General features: G+C 64.9%; 15 protein-coding genes. 5 read left to right on the top strand and 10 right to left on the bottom strand.

Annotated elements, in window-relative coordinates; translation table 11 throughout:
- The 5 genes from ACWNZ3_RS15525 to ACWNZ3_RS15545 all read right to left on the bottom strand — a co-directional run bounded on the left by ACWNZ3_RS15525 (position 1) and on the right by ACWNZ3_RS15545 (position 3,161).
- The gene (locus tag ACWNZ3_RS15525; RefSeq protein ID WP_269361577.1) at positions 1 to 192 is read right to left on the bottom strand and encodes a DNA gyrase inhibitor YacG; all 192 of its coding nucleotides are present in this window, start codon (positions 190 to 192) and stop codon (positions 1 to 3) included.
- Complete coding sequence (locus ACWNZ3_RS15530) at positions 192 to 1,211, bottom strand: ribonuclease E/G (RefSeq protein WP_496900518.1); 1,020 nt, start codon at positions 1,209 to 1,211, stop codon at positions 192 to 194. Before ACWNZ3_RS15530 ends, ACWNZ3_RS15525 begins: the two co-directional genes overlap by 1 nt.
- Positions 1,208 to 1,822 carry a Maf family protein gene (locus tag ACWNZ3_RS15535; protein WP_496900519.1) on the bottom strand — a complete coding sequence of 205 codons (615 nt, stop codon included), beginning with the start codon at positions 1,820 to 1,822 and terminating at the stop codon, positions 1,208 to 1,210. Before ACWNZ3_RS15535 ends, ACWNZ3_RS15530 begins: the two co-directional genes overlap by 4 nt.
- 165 nt (positions 1,823 to 1,987) lie before the next feature.
- Positions 1,988 to 2,206, bottom strand: coding sequence for a translation initiation factor IF-1 (gene infA / locus ACWNZ3_RS15540; RefSeq protein ID WP_005978431.1), 219 nt, complete (start codon positions 2,204 to 2,206; stop codon positions 1,988 to 1,990).
- Between the two features lie 79 nt (positions 2,207 to 2,285).
- Entirely contained in the window at positions 2,286 to 3,161 is an 876-nt protein-coding gene (locus ACWNZ3_RS15545; protein ID WP_496900520.1) for a carbon-nitrogen hydrolase family protein, read from the bottom strand.
- 857 nt (positions 3,162 to 4,018) lie between these two features.
- Between ACWNZ3_RS15545 and ACWNZ3_RS15550 the strand changes: the two genes are divergently transcribed.
- Together ACWNZ3_RS15550 and cobB are read left to right on the top strand one after the other, a co-directional pair.
- Entirely contained in the window at positions 4,019 to 4,993 is a 975-nt protein-coding gene (locus ACWNZ3_RS15550) for a LysR family transcriptional regulator (RefSeq protein ID WP_114276010.1), read from the top strand.
- Positions 4,990 to 5,694, top strand: coding sequence for a Sir2 family NAD+-dependent deacetylase (cobB, locus tag ACWNZ3_RS15555; RefSeq protein ID WP_496900521.1), 705 nt, complete (start codon positions 4,990 to 4,992; stop codon positions 5,692 to 5,694). Before ACWNZ3_RS15550 ends, cobB begins: the two co-directional genes overlap by 4 nt.
- A gap of 127 nt (positions 5,695 to 5,821) precedes the next feature.
- Here the strand turns inward: cobB and ACWNZ3_RS15560 are convergent, their stop codons facing one another.
- From ACWNZ3_RS15560 to rpmB, 3 genes are all read right to left on the bottom strand, one after another.
- Complete coding sequence (locus tag ACWNZ3_RS15560; protein WP_496900522.1) at positions 5,822 to 6,343, bottom strand: GNAT family N-acetyltransferase; 522 nt, start codon at positions 6,341 to 6,343, stop codon at positions 5,822 to 5,824.
- Positions 6,344 to 7,110: 767 nt separating this feature from the next.
- The gene (locus ACWNZ3_RS15565) at positions 7,111 to 7,572 is read right to left on the bottom strand and encodes a copper chaperone PCu(A)C (RefSeq protein WP_496900523.1); all 462 of its coding nucleotides are present in this window, start codon (positions 7,570 to 7,572) and stop codon (positions 7,111 to 7,113) included.
- Positions 7,573 to 7,773: 201 nt separating this feature from the next.
- Positions 7,774 to 8,073 (bottom strand): 50S ribosomal protein L28, encoded by a 300-nt coding sequence (gene rpmB / locus ACWNZ3_RS15570; RefSeq protein WP_114273540.1) that lies wholly within the window; start codon positions 8,071 to 8,073, stop codon positions 7,774 to 7,776.
- 251 nt (positions 8,074 to 8,324) lie between these two features.
- Between rpmB and ACWNZ3_RS15575 the strand changes: the two genes are divergently transcribed.
- A complete protein-coding gene (locus ACWNZ3_RS15575) occupies positions 8,325 to 9,020 on the top strand; it encodes a CDP-alcohol phosphatidyltransferase family protein (RefSeq protein ID WP_269361585.1) in 696 nt (231 codons plus the stop codon).
- Between the two features lie 417 nt (positions 9,021 to 9,437).
- Positions 9,438 to 10,907 carry an MFS transporter gene (locus tag ACWNZ3_RS15580; protein ID WP_496900524.1) on the top strand — a complete coding sequence of 490 codons (1,470 nt, stop codon included), beginning with the start codon at positions 9,438 to 9,440 and terminating at the stop codon, positions 10,905 to 10,907.
- Here ACWNZ3_RS15580 and ACWNZ3_RS15585 read toward each other — a convergent pair.
- Positions 10,877 to 11,332 carry a methylated-DNA--[protein]-cysteine S-methyltransferase gene (locus ACWNZ3_RS15585; RefSeq protein ID WP_496900525.1) on the bottom strand — a complete coding sequence of 152 codons (456 nt, stop codon included), beginning with the start codon at positions 11,330 to 11,332 and terminating at the stop codon, positions 10,877 to 10,879. The two genes, ACWNZ3_RS15580 and ACWNZ3_RS15585, sit on opposite strands and share 31 nt — an antisense overlap.
- Positions 11,333 to 12,004: 672 nt before the next feature.
- Complete coding sequence (gene ileS / locus ACWNZ3_RS15590) at positions 12,005 to 15,016, bottom strand: isoleucine--tRNA ligase (protein ID WP_496900526.1); 3,012 nt, start codon at positions 15,014 to 15,016, stop codon at positions 12,005 to 12,007.
- A gap of 273 nt (positions 15,017 to 15,289) precedes the next feature.
- Between ileS and ACWNZ3_RS15595 the strand changes: the two genes are divergently transcribed.
- The gene (locus tag ACWNZ3_RS15595) at positions 15,290 to 15,643 is read left to right on the top strand and encodes a hypothetical protein (RefSeq protein WP_496900527.1); all 354 of its coding nucleotides are present in this window, start codon (positions 15,290 to 15,292) and stop codon (positions 15,641 to 15,643) included.
- Positions 15,644 to 15,675: the final 32 nt, after the last annotated feature.

The raw sequence follows: 15,675 nt of genomic DNA on the forward strand, positions 1-15,675 counted from the left end.
TCAATGTGGCTTTGATGGCGTGTCCGCCGCGGCTTCGGCGGCCTCGATGGCGGCTTCGATGTCTTCGGGGTCGGTGGAGGGGGCCGCATAGCTGCCGTTGAACCATTTCGCCAGGTCCAGGTCGGCGCAGCGGCGCGAGCAGAAGGGGCGATAGGCCTTGATCACGGGCTTGCCGCACATCGGACAGGACATTACAGCACCTCCGACAGGGCCGCCCGCATGCGCTTGCGCTGCAGTTCGAAATGGCCAAGCGGGGTCCAGCCCACCAGCGCCGTTTCCACGTCATCCCCCCGGAAGGCCGCGCGCAGGGCGGATTCAAAGGCGCGGCGGTCCTTTTTCGGCATCGGGGCCAGGTCCAGGGTGATCTGGCCGCCCAGGCCCCGCACCCGCAGTGCGCGGGGCAGCAGGCGCGCGCAGGCCATGTTGGCCTTGACCCCGGCGGCAAGCGAGGCGTCGCTGCCGGTGTTCACATCCACCGCCACCAGCGCGCGGGTCGGCTCCACATAGATCGAGGCGCCACCGCCCAGACCCACCTGCGGGCCGCGTGCGGCCTCGACCTCATCCATCACGCCGTGGTCCTCGAAACCGCCCGGCTCCGTCACCACCTCCGCCGGGGTGGTCCAGTCGCGCCAGGCCAGCACATGGGGGCCGTCGCCTTCGCTCAGCACCTCCATCCCGGTTCCGCCGTCCTCCATCACGCGCGCGGCAAGGTCGAGCATGGCGGTGATGTCCTCGGCAATATCATCGTCATCCGCAGCGGCGCAGGAGGAGCGCAGGATCAGGCCAAAGCCGCTGTCCCCGGCGCTGTCATGGGCCACCTCAAGCAGGCGGTCGCGCAGCGCCTCGTCCTTGATGCTGCGCGAGATGTTCAGCCCCGGGGCCTCCGGCGTGACAATGGCATAGCGGCTCTTGAACAGGATCTTGGCTGTGACCGGGATCGCCTTGCCCGGCTCGGCAAAGCCGGTGACCTGCACCAGGATCGGCTGACCGGGGGCCAGCCCCTTGATCTGGCGCAGAAAGGCAGAGCCGTCGGGGGTTTTCAGGAACATGCCGCCCTGCCCTTTCACCGGCCGGTCCGCAATGGCGCGGTAGACGGTGCCGGGGCGGGGGGCGTCGCTGTCGATCAGCAGATCGTCCAGCTTGCCGTCCACCATCAGGGCGGCGGCCTCGCGGTCGCCCAGGTGGTCCAGAATGATGGTGCGGCCCTTCATGAGGTCCCTTTCAGCAATGGATAGCCCGCTGCGATCAGCAGGTTCGCGGTTTCGGCCAGGGGCAGGCCCACGATACCGGTAAAGGAGCCGCTGATCCATGGGATCAGGGCGCCGGCAGGTCCCTGGATGCCATAGCCGCCCGCCTTGCCCTGCCAGTCCCCGCTGGCAAGGTAGCTGGCGATTTCTGCGTCAGACAGGGATTTCATGCGCACGGTGCTTTGCACGTCACGCTCCCACAGCCGGTCGCCCCGTTTCACGGCGACGGCGGTGATCACCTTGTGGCGGCGCCCCGACATCATCCGCAGAAAGGCTTCGGCCTCGGCCGCATCCCCGGGCTTGCCCAGGATGCGGCGGCCCAGCGCCACGGTGGTATCGGCGCAGAGCACGATGTCATCGGCCACGCAGGGGATTGCCGCCGCCTTTTCCCGCGCCATGCGGGCGCAATAGGGGCGCGGCAGTTCGGCCTTTTTGGGGGTTTCATCAATGTCTGGAGGGCGCACGTCATCGGGGACCACGCCGATCTGGGCCAGAAGCTCCAGCCGCCGGGGCGATCCCGATCCGAGTATCAAGGTCGGTCTGTCAGTCAAAACCACCTGCCGTAGGGTGCGCATTCACTGCGCACCATCCCGCGCCCGCACCGAGCGCCAAACGTCTGTCGTGAAAAGACGCCTGTTGCGAAAAGACGTCTGTCGTTAAAAGACGTCTGTTTTGAAAAGACGTCTGTTGCGAAAAGAAGGAACCCGAGGAAGGTGCGCAATGAATGCGCACCCTACGGGTCATTTGAACCGGTAATTGATCCGACCCTTGGTCAGATCATAGGGGGTCATCTCGACCTGTACCTTGTCGCCTGCCAGAACCCGGATGCGGTTCTTGCGCATCTTGCCTGCCGTATGCGCGATGATCTCATGGCCATTTTCAAGCTCGACCCGAAACGTCGCGTTAGGCAGGAGTTCCTTCACGACACCGGGAAATTCGAGCGTATCTTCCTTGGCCATGGTCTCTCCTTGGTTTACCTGCCCCAAATGCGGGGCACGCTGCTAAATGAGCCTATTGCGGCCAATTTTCAAGGGGTATTCAACGCAATCTCACAGGTATCGCCGCGCCGTCGCGTCCCGATTGCCCCTGCCAATGGCTGCGGTTGAGCACGACGCCATCGCGCCTGACATGGGCAACCTGGGCCAGGTCGACCTCGGCGCAGGTCCAGCCGGGGGCGTTCAGCGCGCCCTCGGCAATGACACCGGTGGGCGGAAATCCGGTGTCCGGCGGGGCAAAGATGCCGCCCGCGCCAAAGCTGGTGCCCAGCGCCTCGGACCAGTCAGCCTCCCCCACGACGCTGGACATGGCGGTGATGCACTGGTTCTCCAGCGCCCGGGCCATCGCGCCGATCCGCACCCGCCAATAGCCCGCCAGGGTTTCGGTGACCGAGGGCACGCAGATGATGTCACATTCCGTCAGCGCCCGGCCCAGCAGGGGAAATTCGCTGTCATAACAGATCAATATGCCGATCTTGCCCAGCACGGTGTCGAATACCTGAAGCTTGTTGCCCGGGATAACGTCCCAGATTTCGCCCTCGAAACGGGTCATGATCTGCTTGTCCTGCACCCCGATCTGGCCCGTGGGCGTGATCAGCCGCGCGCGGTTGACCGGCCGGGTCTGCGTCGCCGCGGGGGCAGAGGCGGCAACGATATGCACCCCATGCGCGCGGGCCAGTTTCACATGCAGGGCATCGGCCTCCGGCAGCCGGTCGGACACGGCGAACAGCGATGCCTCCAGATCGCCCGCCACCTCCGGGCCCGCCAGGGTGGCCAGTTCCATCGCGGCATATTCGGGGAAGACCAGCAGGTCGGCCCCCTGCCCGGCGGCCTCTGCCACCCAATGCGAAATCTTGTCCTCGTATTGCGCCCAGGATGTCAGCACATCGAGCGGATAGGCGGCGGTGGCAATCTTCATCTCGGTCTCCTTCTCGGGCGCACCATGGGGGGTGCGTGGAAAAGCTGCAAGTGGCGCAGGAGGACCCCGAAGCGCTTTGCGCTACATGCCGGTCCATGGACACAAAGCACAAGCCGGGCCAGCGCCTGCCCGGGGTGGGCGATACTGACCTTGGTTCATGCCACTTTATTTCTCAACCGTGATGAGCCCTATCATGGGAACACCAAGCCTAACTATATCGCCTACCCGTCATGCCAAAGGCATGCCGACGATCAAGGGCGCACCTTTGGTGCGACCGGCGGGCAGGCGCTGGCCCGGCGCCTGCGGCTTGTTCCGGACCTTGGCATGCCTGATCGACGGCGGCTTTGTCCGCTTACAAGTCTTTCGCGCGGCTGTCGGCGAAGATCCGGAAAGTGCCCTCTCCAAGTTCCTCTAGCGCGGATTCAAGGCCGCAGGCCGCCGCGCATCGCCGGGATGGTCCGCTTTGCCCCCCGGTCCATGGACACAAAGCGCAAGCCGGGCCAGCGCCTGCCCGGGGTGGGCGATACTGACCTATGTTCATGCCACTTTATTTCACAACCGTGATGAACCCCATCGAGGGAACACCAAGCCTAACTATATCGCCTACCCGAGCGGCGGGCAGGCGATGGCCCGGCGCCTGCGGCTTGTTCCGGGCCTTGGCATGACCGTTCGACGGCGACCGGACCCGGCCGCCGGACTGCCCCATACCGCGCCCCGGCCCATCAATGCGCCAGCCTCTCGTCAGGCCCGAATGCCGCTATATTCCGCTTTTCTTATGAGGTCTTCGCAAAAACGTCATAAAACCTTGACCCCGGCAGCGGATGCTTTCAAGAAACACGAAACAAGGGGCCAAGCATATGTTGAAAAAGGGCGTCACCCTGCGTGGAATCGAAGTCTTCGAAGCGCTGGCACAGGCCGGGTCGGTGGCACAGGCGGCCATGGCGACCGGGCTCAGCCAGCCTGCGGTCAGCCAGCAGATGCGCAATCTGGAACAGGCGGTCGGGGCCGATCTGATCGACCATTCACGCCGCCCCATGCGGCTGACCCCGGCGGGGGAATTGTTTCTGCGCCATGCCGGGGTGGCCCTGTCGGAACTCAGGCTGGCGCAAAGCGAGGTCACGGTGATGGACCTTGCCCACCTCAAGGAGCTGAGCCTGGGCATCATCGACGATTTCGACAATGACCTGACCCCGCGCCTTGCCACCATCCTCGCCGACAGCCTCACCGGCTGCCGGTTCCGCATGATCACCGACGGCAGTCTTGAACTGGCCGCCGCGATGCAGGCGCGGGCGCTGCACATGGCCATCGGGGCCAGACCCGCCGAACCGCCCGAAGGGGTCACCGAATATCCGCTGGCGCGCGACCCCTTCATCATTGTGGCACCGGCCGGGCTGGACCAGACACCCGACAGCCTGCTGGCGGGCACCGGGCCGCTGCCCCTGCTGCATTACGCGGTCGAGCAGCTGATCGCGCAACAGATCGGCGGGCATATCGCGCGGGCCGGGCTGACCCTGCCGACCCGGTTCGAGATCGGCAGCCATCTGGCGCTGATGGCCATGGTGGCGCGCGGCATTGGCTGGGCGATCACCACGCCCCTGGGCTATATGCGCGCCGCGCGCTTCCACGAGGCCCTGCAACCGATGCCCCTGCCGCTGCCGGATGCCGCGCGGCAGATCACCCTTTTTGCCGGGGCGGACTGGTCCGACCCGGTCCCGCGCGATATATCCGCAACCATGCGCCGCCTGATGCAGACCCATATGATCGGCCCGGTCACCGCACAGCTGCCCTGGCTGGCCGAGAGTTTCCACCTGATCGAGGACCAGAACCCATGATCCATTCCCGCAGCAAGATCGTGATCCTGACCGGTGCCGGCATTTCCGCCGAAAGCGGGATCGAGACCTTCCGCGCCGATGACGGGCTCTGGGCGCAGCACCGGGTGGAGGACGTGGCCACGCCCGAGGGTTTTGCCCGCAATCCCAAGCTGGTGGTCGATTTCTACAATGCCCGCCGCGCGCAGTTGCCGCAGGTGGAACCCAATGCCGCGCACCGCGCCCTCGCCCGGCTGGAGGCCGAACACGAGGGCGAGGTGATCGTGATCACCCAGAACGTCGATGACCTGCATGAACGCGGCGGATCGCAGCGGGTGATGCATATGCATGGCGAGCTGAAAAGCGCGCTCTGCGCCGCGTGCGATCACCGCTGGCCCGCGCCGATGGTGATGGCCCCGGGCGATCCCTGCCCCGCCTGCGGCGCGCCCGCCGCGCGGCCCGACATCGTCTGGTTCGGGGAAATGCCCTATGACATGGACGCGCTGTTCCGGCACCTGAGCGAGGCGGAGATCTTCATCGCCATCGGCACCTCCGGCAATGTCTACCCGGCGGCAGGTTTCGTCGCCGAGGCCCGCCGCGCAGGGGCCCATACGATCGAATTCAACCTCGAACCTTCCCTGGTCGGGAACCAGTTCGAAGAACACCGCACCGGCCCCGCGTCACAGACCGTTACAGATTGGGTCGAAGCCTTCCTGCGCGGCTAGAGCGCGGGTGGGAGCGGGCCTGCAGGCCCCGGGGCGACATGGGGTGCGGTTCGCGGAGCGGAGGACGCTGCCCCCGATCAGTTAGCCCAAGCCCCGGAACAATCCGAAGGCGCCGGCCCGGCTTGCCTCAACGCTGCGCCATGGCATGAACCCAGACTTCCGCCTCTGGCTCGTGCGGCGCCCGTGTGCCCTCCGTGCGGGCACCAAGCCGCTTCGCCACGGCCTGTGAACGCAGATTCTTGCGGTCGATGTAGCTGTACAGCCGATCCAGCCGCAGCGCTTCGCCGGCCCATGTCCTGACGGCGATTGCGGCTTCCGTGGCAAAGCCTTTCCCCTCGCCCTCCTCGAAGAGATGCCAGGCCAGTTCCACCTCCGGCCAGTTGGAATGCCTGATCAGACCCACGCGTCCGACAGGCTGTCCCGTCTGCTTTTCAACGACGGTAAAGAAGCCGAAACCGTGCCATTGCCAATGTCCGATTCCGGTCAGAAACCCGAACCAGGCCTGTTCCGCCGTGACGGTCTCTCCCTGCGCTTCCAGTGACGGGGCGCTGGTCATGAACCGGGTGAAGGCCGGCAGGTCCTCGCGTTCGGGACCACGCAAGATCAGTCTTTCGGTGGTGAGCACGGGTGCCGCAGACAATTTGTTCATCAGACGCCTTTCCAATCGCAAATGCGGGCTGAAGCCAGCTACGGTATAGCCAACGCCCCCGCGCAACTGAAAGAGGCCATTCAGGGCGGTTGTGGATTTTGCCCTTGCGGGCGCGCACCGGACCTTCCGCGGAAGGCGCGCGAAGGTCTGAGATGTGGGACGGAGTTGCCGTTCGCAACAAAACCCCAAGCCGCGCATCGACGGGCCGTGGTGCGGCGATCCGACCGTCGTGACTGGCACTTTATGGCAGCCAAGCACTTCCAAGTTATCCGTAGCACACGACAGCAGCCAAATCGCCGTGCCAGGGGACGGCCCGGCGATGCGCGGCGGCCTGCGGCCTTGATTCCGCGCTTGGTAAAGCGGAAAGGGCTCAAAGCGGACCTTCGCAGGAAGGCGCGCGAAGGTCTGCAATGCGGACGAAACTGCCCATGCCATTGGCGCGGTGCATACCCCCAAGCGCCTCCGCCCGGCGTCAGCCGGGCATCGCCCGACCTCCCCCGGAGGGCGATTTTGCACCGTCAGCCAAGCCATGATCCGGTCTGCGGGCTGAAACGTTGCCCATCGCATAAAGGTCTGGAACGCCCTCCAGGTCGGGCGATACCCGGCTGACGCCTCATGTCACTCCGGTCTCGTTCCCGCCCTTCGCTGCAAGGCCTGTGAAAGCCTGCTCTGCGGGTTTTGCTGCCGTCGGTCATTGGCGCGCAGGCCCGGAACAAGCCGCTGGCGATTCGCGTCATGCCGGGGGCGGGGACGCGCGTGACCGCTTTTCAGTTGCTGTGCTTCATCGCGCCGTGATCCGGCTTGCGTTCGTGGTCCACGGGGATCATCACCTGCATCTCGCCCGCTTTTTCAAACGTCAGCGTGACGGCGATTTCGCTGCCCTGTTCCAGCGGGCCGGTCAGCCCCATGAACATCACATGATCGCCCCCGCGCGCCAGCTGGTGCATGCCGCCGGCGGGCAGCGCGATGCCATCCTCGATCTCGGACATGCGCATGACGCCGTTTTCATCCTCGCTGTGGGTGTGCAGCTCGACCCGCGCCGCCACATCCGAGCTTACGGCGATCAGGCGGTCATCCTCTGCCCCATCGTTCATCAGCGTCATGAAGGCCGCGCCGCTGGCGGAAGTGGGGGTGGAGCTGCGGACATAGGCGTCGCTGACCATGATCTCGGCAAGGGCGGGGGCGGCAAGCAGCATCGCGGCAAGGGTGGCGGTCAGATGTCGTTTCATATGTCGTATCCTTGGTTGGCGCCGGTGAAAGCCTGGTTCAGACCGTCAGGAAAGAGACCCGGCCGGGTGGCAGGGTCAGCGACACACAGCCTGTCATCGCCCCGGTTCTACCCCGGCGCGGAACCGGTGACGAGGGGGCAAAACGACACAACCCCGGTCGCGGGGGACCGGGGTTGTGCATAGGTCGGCAGAAAGGAAGGCTCAGCTCAGCGCGTCAGCTTCCGTACCGGATTTCAGGATCGCTTTCTTGATCTTCAGCGCATTGGCGGACAGCTCGGTGTCTTTCGCCTTGGCCAGGAACTTGTCCAGGCCGCCACGGTGGTCAACGGACCGCAGGGCATGTGCAGAGATACGCAGTTTGAACGAACGGCCCAGCGCTTCGGACTGCAGGGTCGTGTCATTCAGGTTCGGCAGGAAGCGACGCCGCGTCTTGTTGTTGGCGTGGCTTACGTTGTTGCCCGTCATCGGGCCTTTTCCGGTCAGTTCGCAAACACGCGACATGGGTTCATCCTTTGATTTAGTGGTGCGGCAACGCAGGCCCGCTGCAACACATAAAAGGGGCCGCGCGATGCGACCCGTAAACTTGTCCGCTGGCTTTAGTGGGAATCACCTTTGGCGTCAAGCCGATGTGACCGAAGTTATGCCCGATGGTCAGGCCACCCGCCACCGCCTGGGGTTGCAAAAATCACGCGAGGGGGCTGCCGCCGCATTTATTTCTTTCATCCGCCAGTCCAATTTGCAACACCTTTGGAATGACCATTCGCCTGCGCGCCCTTCTTGTTCACCTCTTCACCGCCACCGGCGCCGTCTTTGCCATGCTGGCGATGCTGGCCGCGGTCGATGGCAAATGGGACATGATGTTCCTCTGGCTGGTGGTCGCCTTTTTCGTGGATGGCATCGACGGGCCGCTGGCACGCAGATACGACGTCAAGACCAATGCGCCGGAATTCGATGGCGTGCTGCTGGACCTGATCATCGACTACCTCACCTATGTCTTCATCCCCGCCTTCGCCCTGTTCACCTCGGGCCTCATGAACGGCTGGAGCGGCTGGGTCATGATCATCATCGTCACCTTCGCCTCTGCCATGTATTTCTGCGACACAAGGATGAAGACAAAGGACAATTCCTTTTCCGGCTTTCCGGGGTGTTTCAACATGCTGGTGCTGGTGCTCTTTGCCCTGACGCCTGCCTGGTGGGTCTGTCTGATCATCGTCACGGTCCTGTCCGTCGCGATGTTCCTGCCGATCAAGTTCGTACATCCCGTGCGCACCGAGCGCTGGCGCGGGGTGACGCTGCCGATGGCGCTGGCCTGGACCTTCTTTGCCGGTTGGGCCGCCTGGGGCAATTTCGACGCGGCAAGCTGGTCTCACTGGGGTCTGGTGATCACCTCGGTCTACCTGATCCTGGCCGGTGCCGTGCAGCAGGCATTCTTTGATCCGAAAGACTGACGGCAAGAGGCCGGACGGGGAAGGACTGGGTGGAGGTCTTCTCTGACCGCTGACGCGAGGCGCAAGCCGGGTATCGCCTGCCCGTCATGCCAAATGCGTGCCGACTACATACGGCGCACCTCTGGTGCGACGGGAGGTCGGGCGATGCCCGGCTGACGCCGGGCGGAGGCGCTTGGGGGTATGCACCGCGCCAATGGCATGGGCAGTTTCGTCCCGCACATCCGACCTTCGCGCGCCTTGTAGTTAAGATCGGGATCAAGCCCCGAATGACCAGAGGCGCAAGCCGGGCGGGTACGCCCTTGCGCCAGTCCGCGCTTCTGACGGCTTAAGCAAGCGGGCGACAAACGGACTCACATTTCCGCTTGACCTCAACCTTGGTTGAGCCGCCATCAAGGGGCAAATCGCAAAGGATTGCCCATGACCGCCTCGACAACATCCACCCCGAATACCGAATATGTGCCCTGGCGCGAGTTCCTTGGCGCGGGCTATAACGCGCCTCTGCTGCTGGTCTGCCTCGGGGTCTGGCTGCATGCCGCCGACAGCCTCGTCGTGGCCACCATGCTGCCCGCCATCGTGGCCGAGATCGGCGGTGCGGCCTATGTCAGCTGGACCGTCTCGATCTATGAAATCGGCTCCATCGTCGCAGGCGCGGCCAGTGCGCTCCTGACCCTGCGCTACGGGTTGCGGGTGCCGATGGCCGGGGCGGCATTTTGCTTTGCCGCCGGCTGTGCGCTGTCGGCACTCAGCGGCTCCATGGGGCTGGTGCTGGTCGGGCGCAGCCTGCAGGGCCTGGGCGGCGGCGGGCTGACCGCGCTGTCCTTCATCGCCATCGGCGTGCTCTTCCCGCGCCGCCACGCGGCCCGCACGCTGGCGGTGGTCTCCGCCTTCTGGGGGGTATCCGCCTTTCTCGGCCCGCTTCTGGGCGGATTGTTCGTGGAATATGCCAACTGGCGCTGGGGCTTTGCCTTTTTCGCGGTGCAGGCCCTGGGCCTTGGCCTGTGGATCGCGCTGCGCCCCGCACCCGCACCCGCCACTGCCGACACCGGCAGCGGGTCGCCCGGCGGCTTCCCCTTCTTCCGCCTTGCCGTGCTCTGCGCGGCGGTGATCCTGATCTCTTCCGGCGGGGTCCGGGTGGAACTGCTGCGCAGCAGCCTGCTGATCCTGGCGGGCATGGCCTGCCTGTGGTGGTTCCTCTGGCGCGATGCCCGTGCGGGTGCCGCGCGGCTGTTGCCCGCTGCCCCGATGAACCCGCGCCAGGCCACCGGCGCCACGCTGCTGATGCTTTTGTGCATCTCGATGGCCACCATCGGCTTGCTGGCCTATGGCCCGCTGCTGATGACGCTGATCCATGGGGTCTCGGCCCTGACCGCAGGCTATATCGTCGCCGCCTCCTCGATCGGCTGGACCCTGACGGCAGTGGCGGTCAGCGGATCGCCCGAGCGGCGCGACCGGCTGTGGATCGGGTTGGGCATGGGCTTGACAACCCTCAGCGTTGCGGGTTTTGCCTATGCGATCCCGCATGGGCCGCTCTGGCTGATTGCCCTGTTCTCGGCGATCGAGGGCGGTGGATTCGGCCTAGCCTGGACCTTCATCCTGCGCCGGGTCACGGCGCTGGTCCCGGCAGAGGAAGCGGCCCGCGTTTCCGGCGCCATCCCCACCGTGCAGCGCATGGGCTATGCCCTGGGTGCGGCCTATGTGGGGATCGTGGTCAATGCCAGCGGGTTCCTGGAGATGACTGGCCCGGCAGACGCCGCCCATGTCGCGCGGGTGCTGTTCCTGTCGAGCCTGCCGCTGGCGCTGATCGGGCTGGCGGCGATGGCGGGGCTGTTGCGCCGCCATCCGCATGACGAAAGGCTTCAGATGAGCAGCCCCGCCGCCCCCTCATGACGCAGCAGCGCCACCTTGGTCTCCACCCCGCCGCGTCCTGAAAACCCGGTCAGCCCCTTTGCCCCCATGACCCGGTGGCAGGGGATGATCACCGGGATCGGATTGCCGCCACAGGCCTGCCCCACCGCCTGCGCGGACACGCCCAGATCGCGGGCAATCTCGCCATAGGTGCGGGTATGGCCAAAGGGGATCGCCGCGATGGCAGCGCAGACCCGGCGTTGCAGCTCGGAGCCCCCGACCCGCAGCGGCAGGTCGAACACCTCCAGCGTGCCGGCATCATAGGCGGCAAGCTGGCGCAGCCCCTCTGCCAGCAGATCGCTGGTGTCGGGCTGCGCCACGGCCCCCCAGCTGACGGCGGTGATTGCGCCATCCTGTTCTGTCAGGGTCAGATCGCCGAAGCGGGTGGAGATATGGCTGCGTTTCATGGTGCCAGAATGACGCGGAATGCCCCTGCGCTCAATCCGGAACCTGCGGGTATCATGAAGGGCAGCGCCAGTGTTGATTACAGACACCTTGGCCCGGAACAAGCCGAAGGCGCCGGGCCATCGCCTGCCCGTGCGTCGCACCAGAGGTGCGCCGTTGATCGTCGGCATGCCTTTGGCATGACGGGTAGGCGATTTGGTGAGGCTGGGCACTCCCTCGATAGGATTCATCATGGTTGAGAAATAAACTGCCATGAACATAGGTCAGCATCGCCCACCCCGGGCAGGCGCTGGCCCGGCTTGCGCTTTGGCTCAACAGTTTGGCACAAAGGCCGGTTTGGCTTGGCATCCGACAACGTCTGCAAGCACCGATACCCGCACGCGGCCCCTGGCCCCGGCGGTGTCACTGCAATCTGCCTGAATATGGAAAGGAGCCGGTAAAGGTGGCGGCGCCGCCAGATTCGGAAAATGAGACAGGGCATGGCCCTGCACCCTGAACGGTTCAGCGTGGCGCGACACTTGCGCGCCTCTGCTCCAATGGTGCCGAAAGGTGGAAAGTCTTCCGGCGGTCAATCGCGATTGGGATGGGGTTTAGGGCAATGCCGGTTAAGGCCGCGTTTGCCCTGCGGGCGATGGCGGGCGGTGCCGGGCAACAGCCGCACCGCCCGCGCGGGGTCAGGCCCCCGCGTCCATTTCCCGCACCGCTTCGTCACAGCGTTTGCAGACACCGGGTGTGGCATGGCTGCCCACATCCGGCAGCACCTTCCAGCAACGGGCGCATTTGCCGCCCTCGGCCTTCTCGAACACCACGGCAACGCCTTCGGCCTCGGGCATGCGGAACGCCTCTGCCGGGGCCGGGTCACCGGTGACCGAGATGTCGGAGGTGATCGCCACATCCTCGAAAGACACGCTTTGCAGTGCCGCGCGCTGATCCGCATCCGCGACATGAACCACCGGCGCGGCCTCAAGCGAGGCGCCGATCACCTTGTCGGTGCGCTGCACCTCCAGGGCCGAGGTCACCACCCGGCGCGCCGCGCGGACCGATGCCCATTTCGCGGCCAGTGCCGGGTCCAGCCAGTCGGCAGGGGTTTCCGGCATATCCACCAGATGCACCGAACTGTCCTCGCCCCCGAACCGCTCAAGCCAGACTTCCTCCATGGTAAAGACCAGCACCGGGGCCAGCCAGGTGGTCAGCCGGTGGAACAGCAGGTCCAGCACCGTGCGGGCCGAGCGGCGGCGCAGCGTGTCGCCGTCGCAGTAAAGCGCATCCTTGCGGATGTCGAAGTAGAAGGCAGAGAGATCCACCGTGGCAAAGGTGAAGACCGCCTGGAACACCCCCTGGAAGTCGAAGCGCGCATAGCCGTCGCGCACCTGCTTGTCCAGTTCCGCCAGACGGTGCAGCACCCAGCGCTCTAGCTCCGGCATATCCGCAGGTGCGACCCGGTCGCTTTCGCTGAAATCGCTCAGCGCGCCGAGCATGTAACGCATCGTGTTGCGCAGCCGGCGATAGCCGTCCGCGACCCCTTTCAGGATCTCGTCGCCGATCCGCTGGTCCGCGGTATAATCGGTCTGCGCCACCCAGAGCCGCAGGATATCGGCGCCATATTGCTGTACGATCTTTTCCGGCACGATGGTATTGCCGATGGATTTGGACATCTTCATGCCCTTGGCATCCAGCGTGAACCCATGGGTCACCACATTGCGATAGGGCGCGCGGCCGGTGGTGCCGACCGATTGCAGCAGCGAGGAATGGAACCAGCCGCGGTGCTGATCGGTGCCCTCCATATAGACATCGGCGATGCCGTCCTCTGTCCCGTCCGGGCGGTCGCGCAGGGTAAAGGCATGGGTCGAACCGCTGTCGAACCAGACATCCAGAATGTCGGTCACCTGGTCGTAGTCATCCGGGTTCACGATGCCCTCCAGGAAGCGCGCCTTGGCGCCCTCCTCGTACCAGGCATCCGCGCCTTCGGCCTCGAAGGCCGCGACGATGCGGGCGTTGACCTCGGGGTTGCGCAGCAGGAAATCCGGATCGGTGGGCAGCACGCCCTTTTTCGTGAAACAGGTCAGCGGCACGCCCCAGGCGCGCTGGCGCGACAGCACCCAGTCGGGCCGCGCCTGCATCATCGAATGCAGACGGTTGCGGCCCGATTTCGGGGTCCAGTTCACATTGTCGATCTCGGTCAGCGCCCGTTCGCGGATGGTCTTGCCATGCATGTCCAGCCCGTCGCCCACCACCTTGTCGATGGCGGCAAACCACTGCGGCGTGTTGCGGTAGATCACCGGCGCCTTGGAGCGCCATGAATGCGGGTAGCTGTGCTTGATCTTGCCGCGCGCCAGCAGCCCGCCGACCTCGACCAGCTTGTCGATGATCGCCGCGTTGGCATTGCCCTCCTTGCCGTTCGGCTTGAGGATCGCCTTGCCGCCAAAGAACGGCAGGTCGTCGCGGAACCGCCCGTCGGGGTTCACGTTGTAGGTGATCACCTGCTCCAGCATCCCAAGGCCACGGTAAAGCTCGTATTCCTCAAGACCATGGCTGGGCGCGCAATGCACAAAGCCTGTGCCTTCGGTATCGGTCACGAAATCGGCGGCACGGAAGTCGCGGATGTCGTCCCATTCGCCGCCCGCGCCCTCGGCGCCCGCCAGCGGATGCTGCAGCGACATCCCGGCAAGCTGTGCCGATGTCACATCGCGCAGCCGCCGGTACATGCCCGGTTCCAGCCGCGCCCGGCCCATGACGTCATCCGCCAGCTTGTCGGCCAGGATGTAGCGGTCCCCGACAGAGACCCAGCTTTCCTCCGGCGTGCCGGTCACCTCATAGAGGCCATAGGCGATGTCCTCGCCAAAGACGACGGCCTTGTTCGACGGGATGGTCCAGGGCGTCGTGGTCCAGATGACCACATGCGCCCCTTCGAAATCCTGCGCGACCCGGGTTTCGGCAGCCAGTTCGGCCCCGCGATCGGAGACAGATTCTTCCTCGCCGCCGGTCACCAAATCGGCCAGCCTGAAATCCACCACCTTGAACTTCACCCAGACGGTAAAGCTCTCCTTGTCATGGTACTCCACCTCGGCCTCGGCCAGGGCGGTCTGCTCCACCGGCGACCACATCACCGGTTTTGACCCCTGATACAGCGTGCCGTTCATCAGGAACTTCATGAATTCCTCGGCAATCACCCGCTCGGCGTGGAAATCCATGGTCAGATAGGGATCGGCCCAGTTGCCGGTGATGCCCAGACGCTTGAACTCCTCGCGCTGCACATCGACCCAGCCGGCAGCAAACTGGCGGCATTCGGCGCGGAATTCGTTGATCGGCACCTCGTCCTTGTCGCGGCCCTTCTTGCGGTACTGCTCCTCGATCTTCCACTCGATCGGCAGACCGTGGCAATCCCAGCCGGGGATATAGCGCGCGTCAAAGCCCATCATCTGGTGGCTGCGCACGATCATGTCCTTGATCGTCTTGTTCAGCGCATGGCCGATGTGCAGGTTGCCATTGGCATAGGGCGGGCCGTCATGCAGGGTAAAGGGCGTGCGGCCGGGCTTTTCGCGCAGCCGGTCATAGACCCCGATCCGCTCCCAGCGTGCCAGCCACTCGGGCTCGCGCTTGGGCAGGCCCGCGCGCATCGGGAAATCGGTCCTGGGCAGGTTCAGGGTGGCTTTGTAGTCAAACGTCTCTGGCGTGTCGGCACACATGTCTTGCGTCCTTCGAATCTCGGGGAAAATGGTCAGATCGGTGCGATGGTCTCAAACACCTCAAGCCCGGCGTCTCCAATCGGTCAGAGCGCCGGGGAAATAATTCGAATGAGGATCGCGAAATGCCATGCCATGCCGGGCTTATAATCAGGCACCGTCCGACGGACAAGACCCGACCCCCCTCTCTTTTTGGCCGTAAATATCCGGCCTTATGTATCAAACGCACCAACAATCTAGCTGACTTTCCGCCCCATGTGAATCACCCTTGGGGCCATGCTGGAGAAAACGATAGATAGCGCGCTGCTGGCGCTGCGTAAACGGACGATCCGCGAGGGTCGGGAGGGCCTGGCCCAGGTCGAGGCGCTACTGACCCTGCGCGGCGTCCACATGCCAACTGTGCTGCCGCCTAAACGTGGTGACGTGTCCCTGAGTGGTCACATGCGCTGGTGGCTACTGGACGCGCTCAGCGAGCGGCCCATGAAGCTTGCGGAACTGGTGGAAGTCGTGCGCCAGCATCAGCCCGGTGTTCCACACGAGCGGCTATGCGCGCGGACTAGCAATGTGCTGTGGAAGATGAAGCTGGCGGGGATGGTCAGGCATGAGCGGCGGTGGTGGATAGGCCACTAAGAGATGTGGTGCAGGACTTCGGGCCGGATGGG

The organism is Sulfitobacter sp. IGS-18, assembly GCF_059628195.1.

What these genes read in the sequence shown, in the direction of transcription:
- ACWNZ3_RS15550 (WP_114276010.1), top strand. Translation starts at nt 4,019, where the DNA reads ATGTTGAAAAAGGGCGTCACCCTGCGTGGAATCGAAGTCTTCGAAGCG.
- rpmB (WP_114273540.1), bottom strand. Translation starts at nt 8,073, where the DNA reads ATGTCGCGTGTTTGCGAACTGACCGGAAAAGGCCCGATGACGGGCAAC.
- infA (WP_005978431.1), bottom strand. Translation starts at nt 2,206, where the DNA reads ATGGCCAAGGAAGATACGCTCGAATTTCCCGGTGTCGTGAAGGAACTC.
- ACWNZ3_RS15525 (WP_269361577.1), bottom strand. Translation starts at nt 192, where the DNA reads ATGTCCTGTCCGATGTGCGGCAAGCCCGTGATCAAGGCCTATCGCCCC.
- ACWNZ3_RS15580 (WP_496900524.1), top strand. Translation starts at nt 9,438, where the DNA reads ATGACCGCCTCGACAACATCCACCCCGAATACCGAATATGTGCCCTGG.
- ACWNZ3_RS15535 (WP_496900519.1), bottom strand. Translation starts at nt 1,822, where the DNA reads ATGCGCACCCTACGGCAGGTGGTTTTGACTGACAGACCGACCTTGATA.
- ACWNZ3_RS15595 (WP_496900527.1), top strand. Translation starts at nt 15,290, where the DNA reads ATGCTGGAGAAAACGATAGATAGCGCGCTGCTGGCGCTGCGTAAACGG.
- cobB (WP_496900521.1), top strand. Translation starts at nt 4,990, where the DNA reads ATGATCCATTCCCGCAGCAAGATCGTGATCCTGACCGGTGCCGGCATT.
- ACWNZ3_RS15545 (WP_496900520.1), bottom strand. Translation starts at nt 3,161, where the DNA reads ATGAAGATTGCCACCGCCGCCTATCCGCTCGATGTGCTGACATCCTGG.
- ACWNZ3_RS15530 (WP_496900518.1), bottom strand. Translation starts at nt 1,211, where the DNA reads ATGAAGGGCCGCACCATCATTCTGGACCACCTGGGCGACCGCGAGGCC.
- ACWNZ3_RS15560 (WP_496900522.1), bottom strand. Translation starts at nt 6,343, where the DNA reads ATGAACAAATTGTCTGCGGCACCCGTGCTCACCACCGAAAGACTGATC.
- ACWNZ3_RS15565 (WP_496900523.1), bottom strand. Translation starts at nt 7,572, where the DNA reads ATGAAACGACATCTGACCGCCACCCTTGCCGCGATGCTGCTTGCCGCC.
- ACWNZ3_RS15585 (WP_496900525.1), bottom strand. Translation starts at nt 11,332, where the DNA reads ATGAAACGCAGCCATATCTCCACCCGCTTCGGCGATCTGACCCTGACA.
- ACWNZ3_RS15575 (WP_269361585.1), top strand. Translation starts at nt 8,325, where the DNA reads ATGACCATTCGCCTGCGCGCCCTTCTTGTTCACCTCTTCACCGCCACC.
- ileS (WP_496900526.1), bottom strand. Translation starts at nt 15,016, where the DNA reads ATGTGTGCCGACACGCCAGAGACGTTTGACTACAAAGCCACCCTGAAC.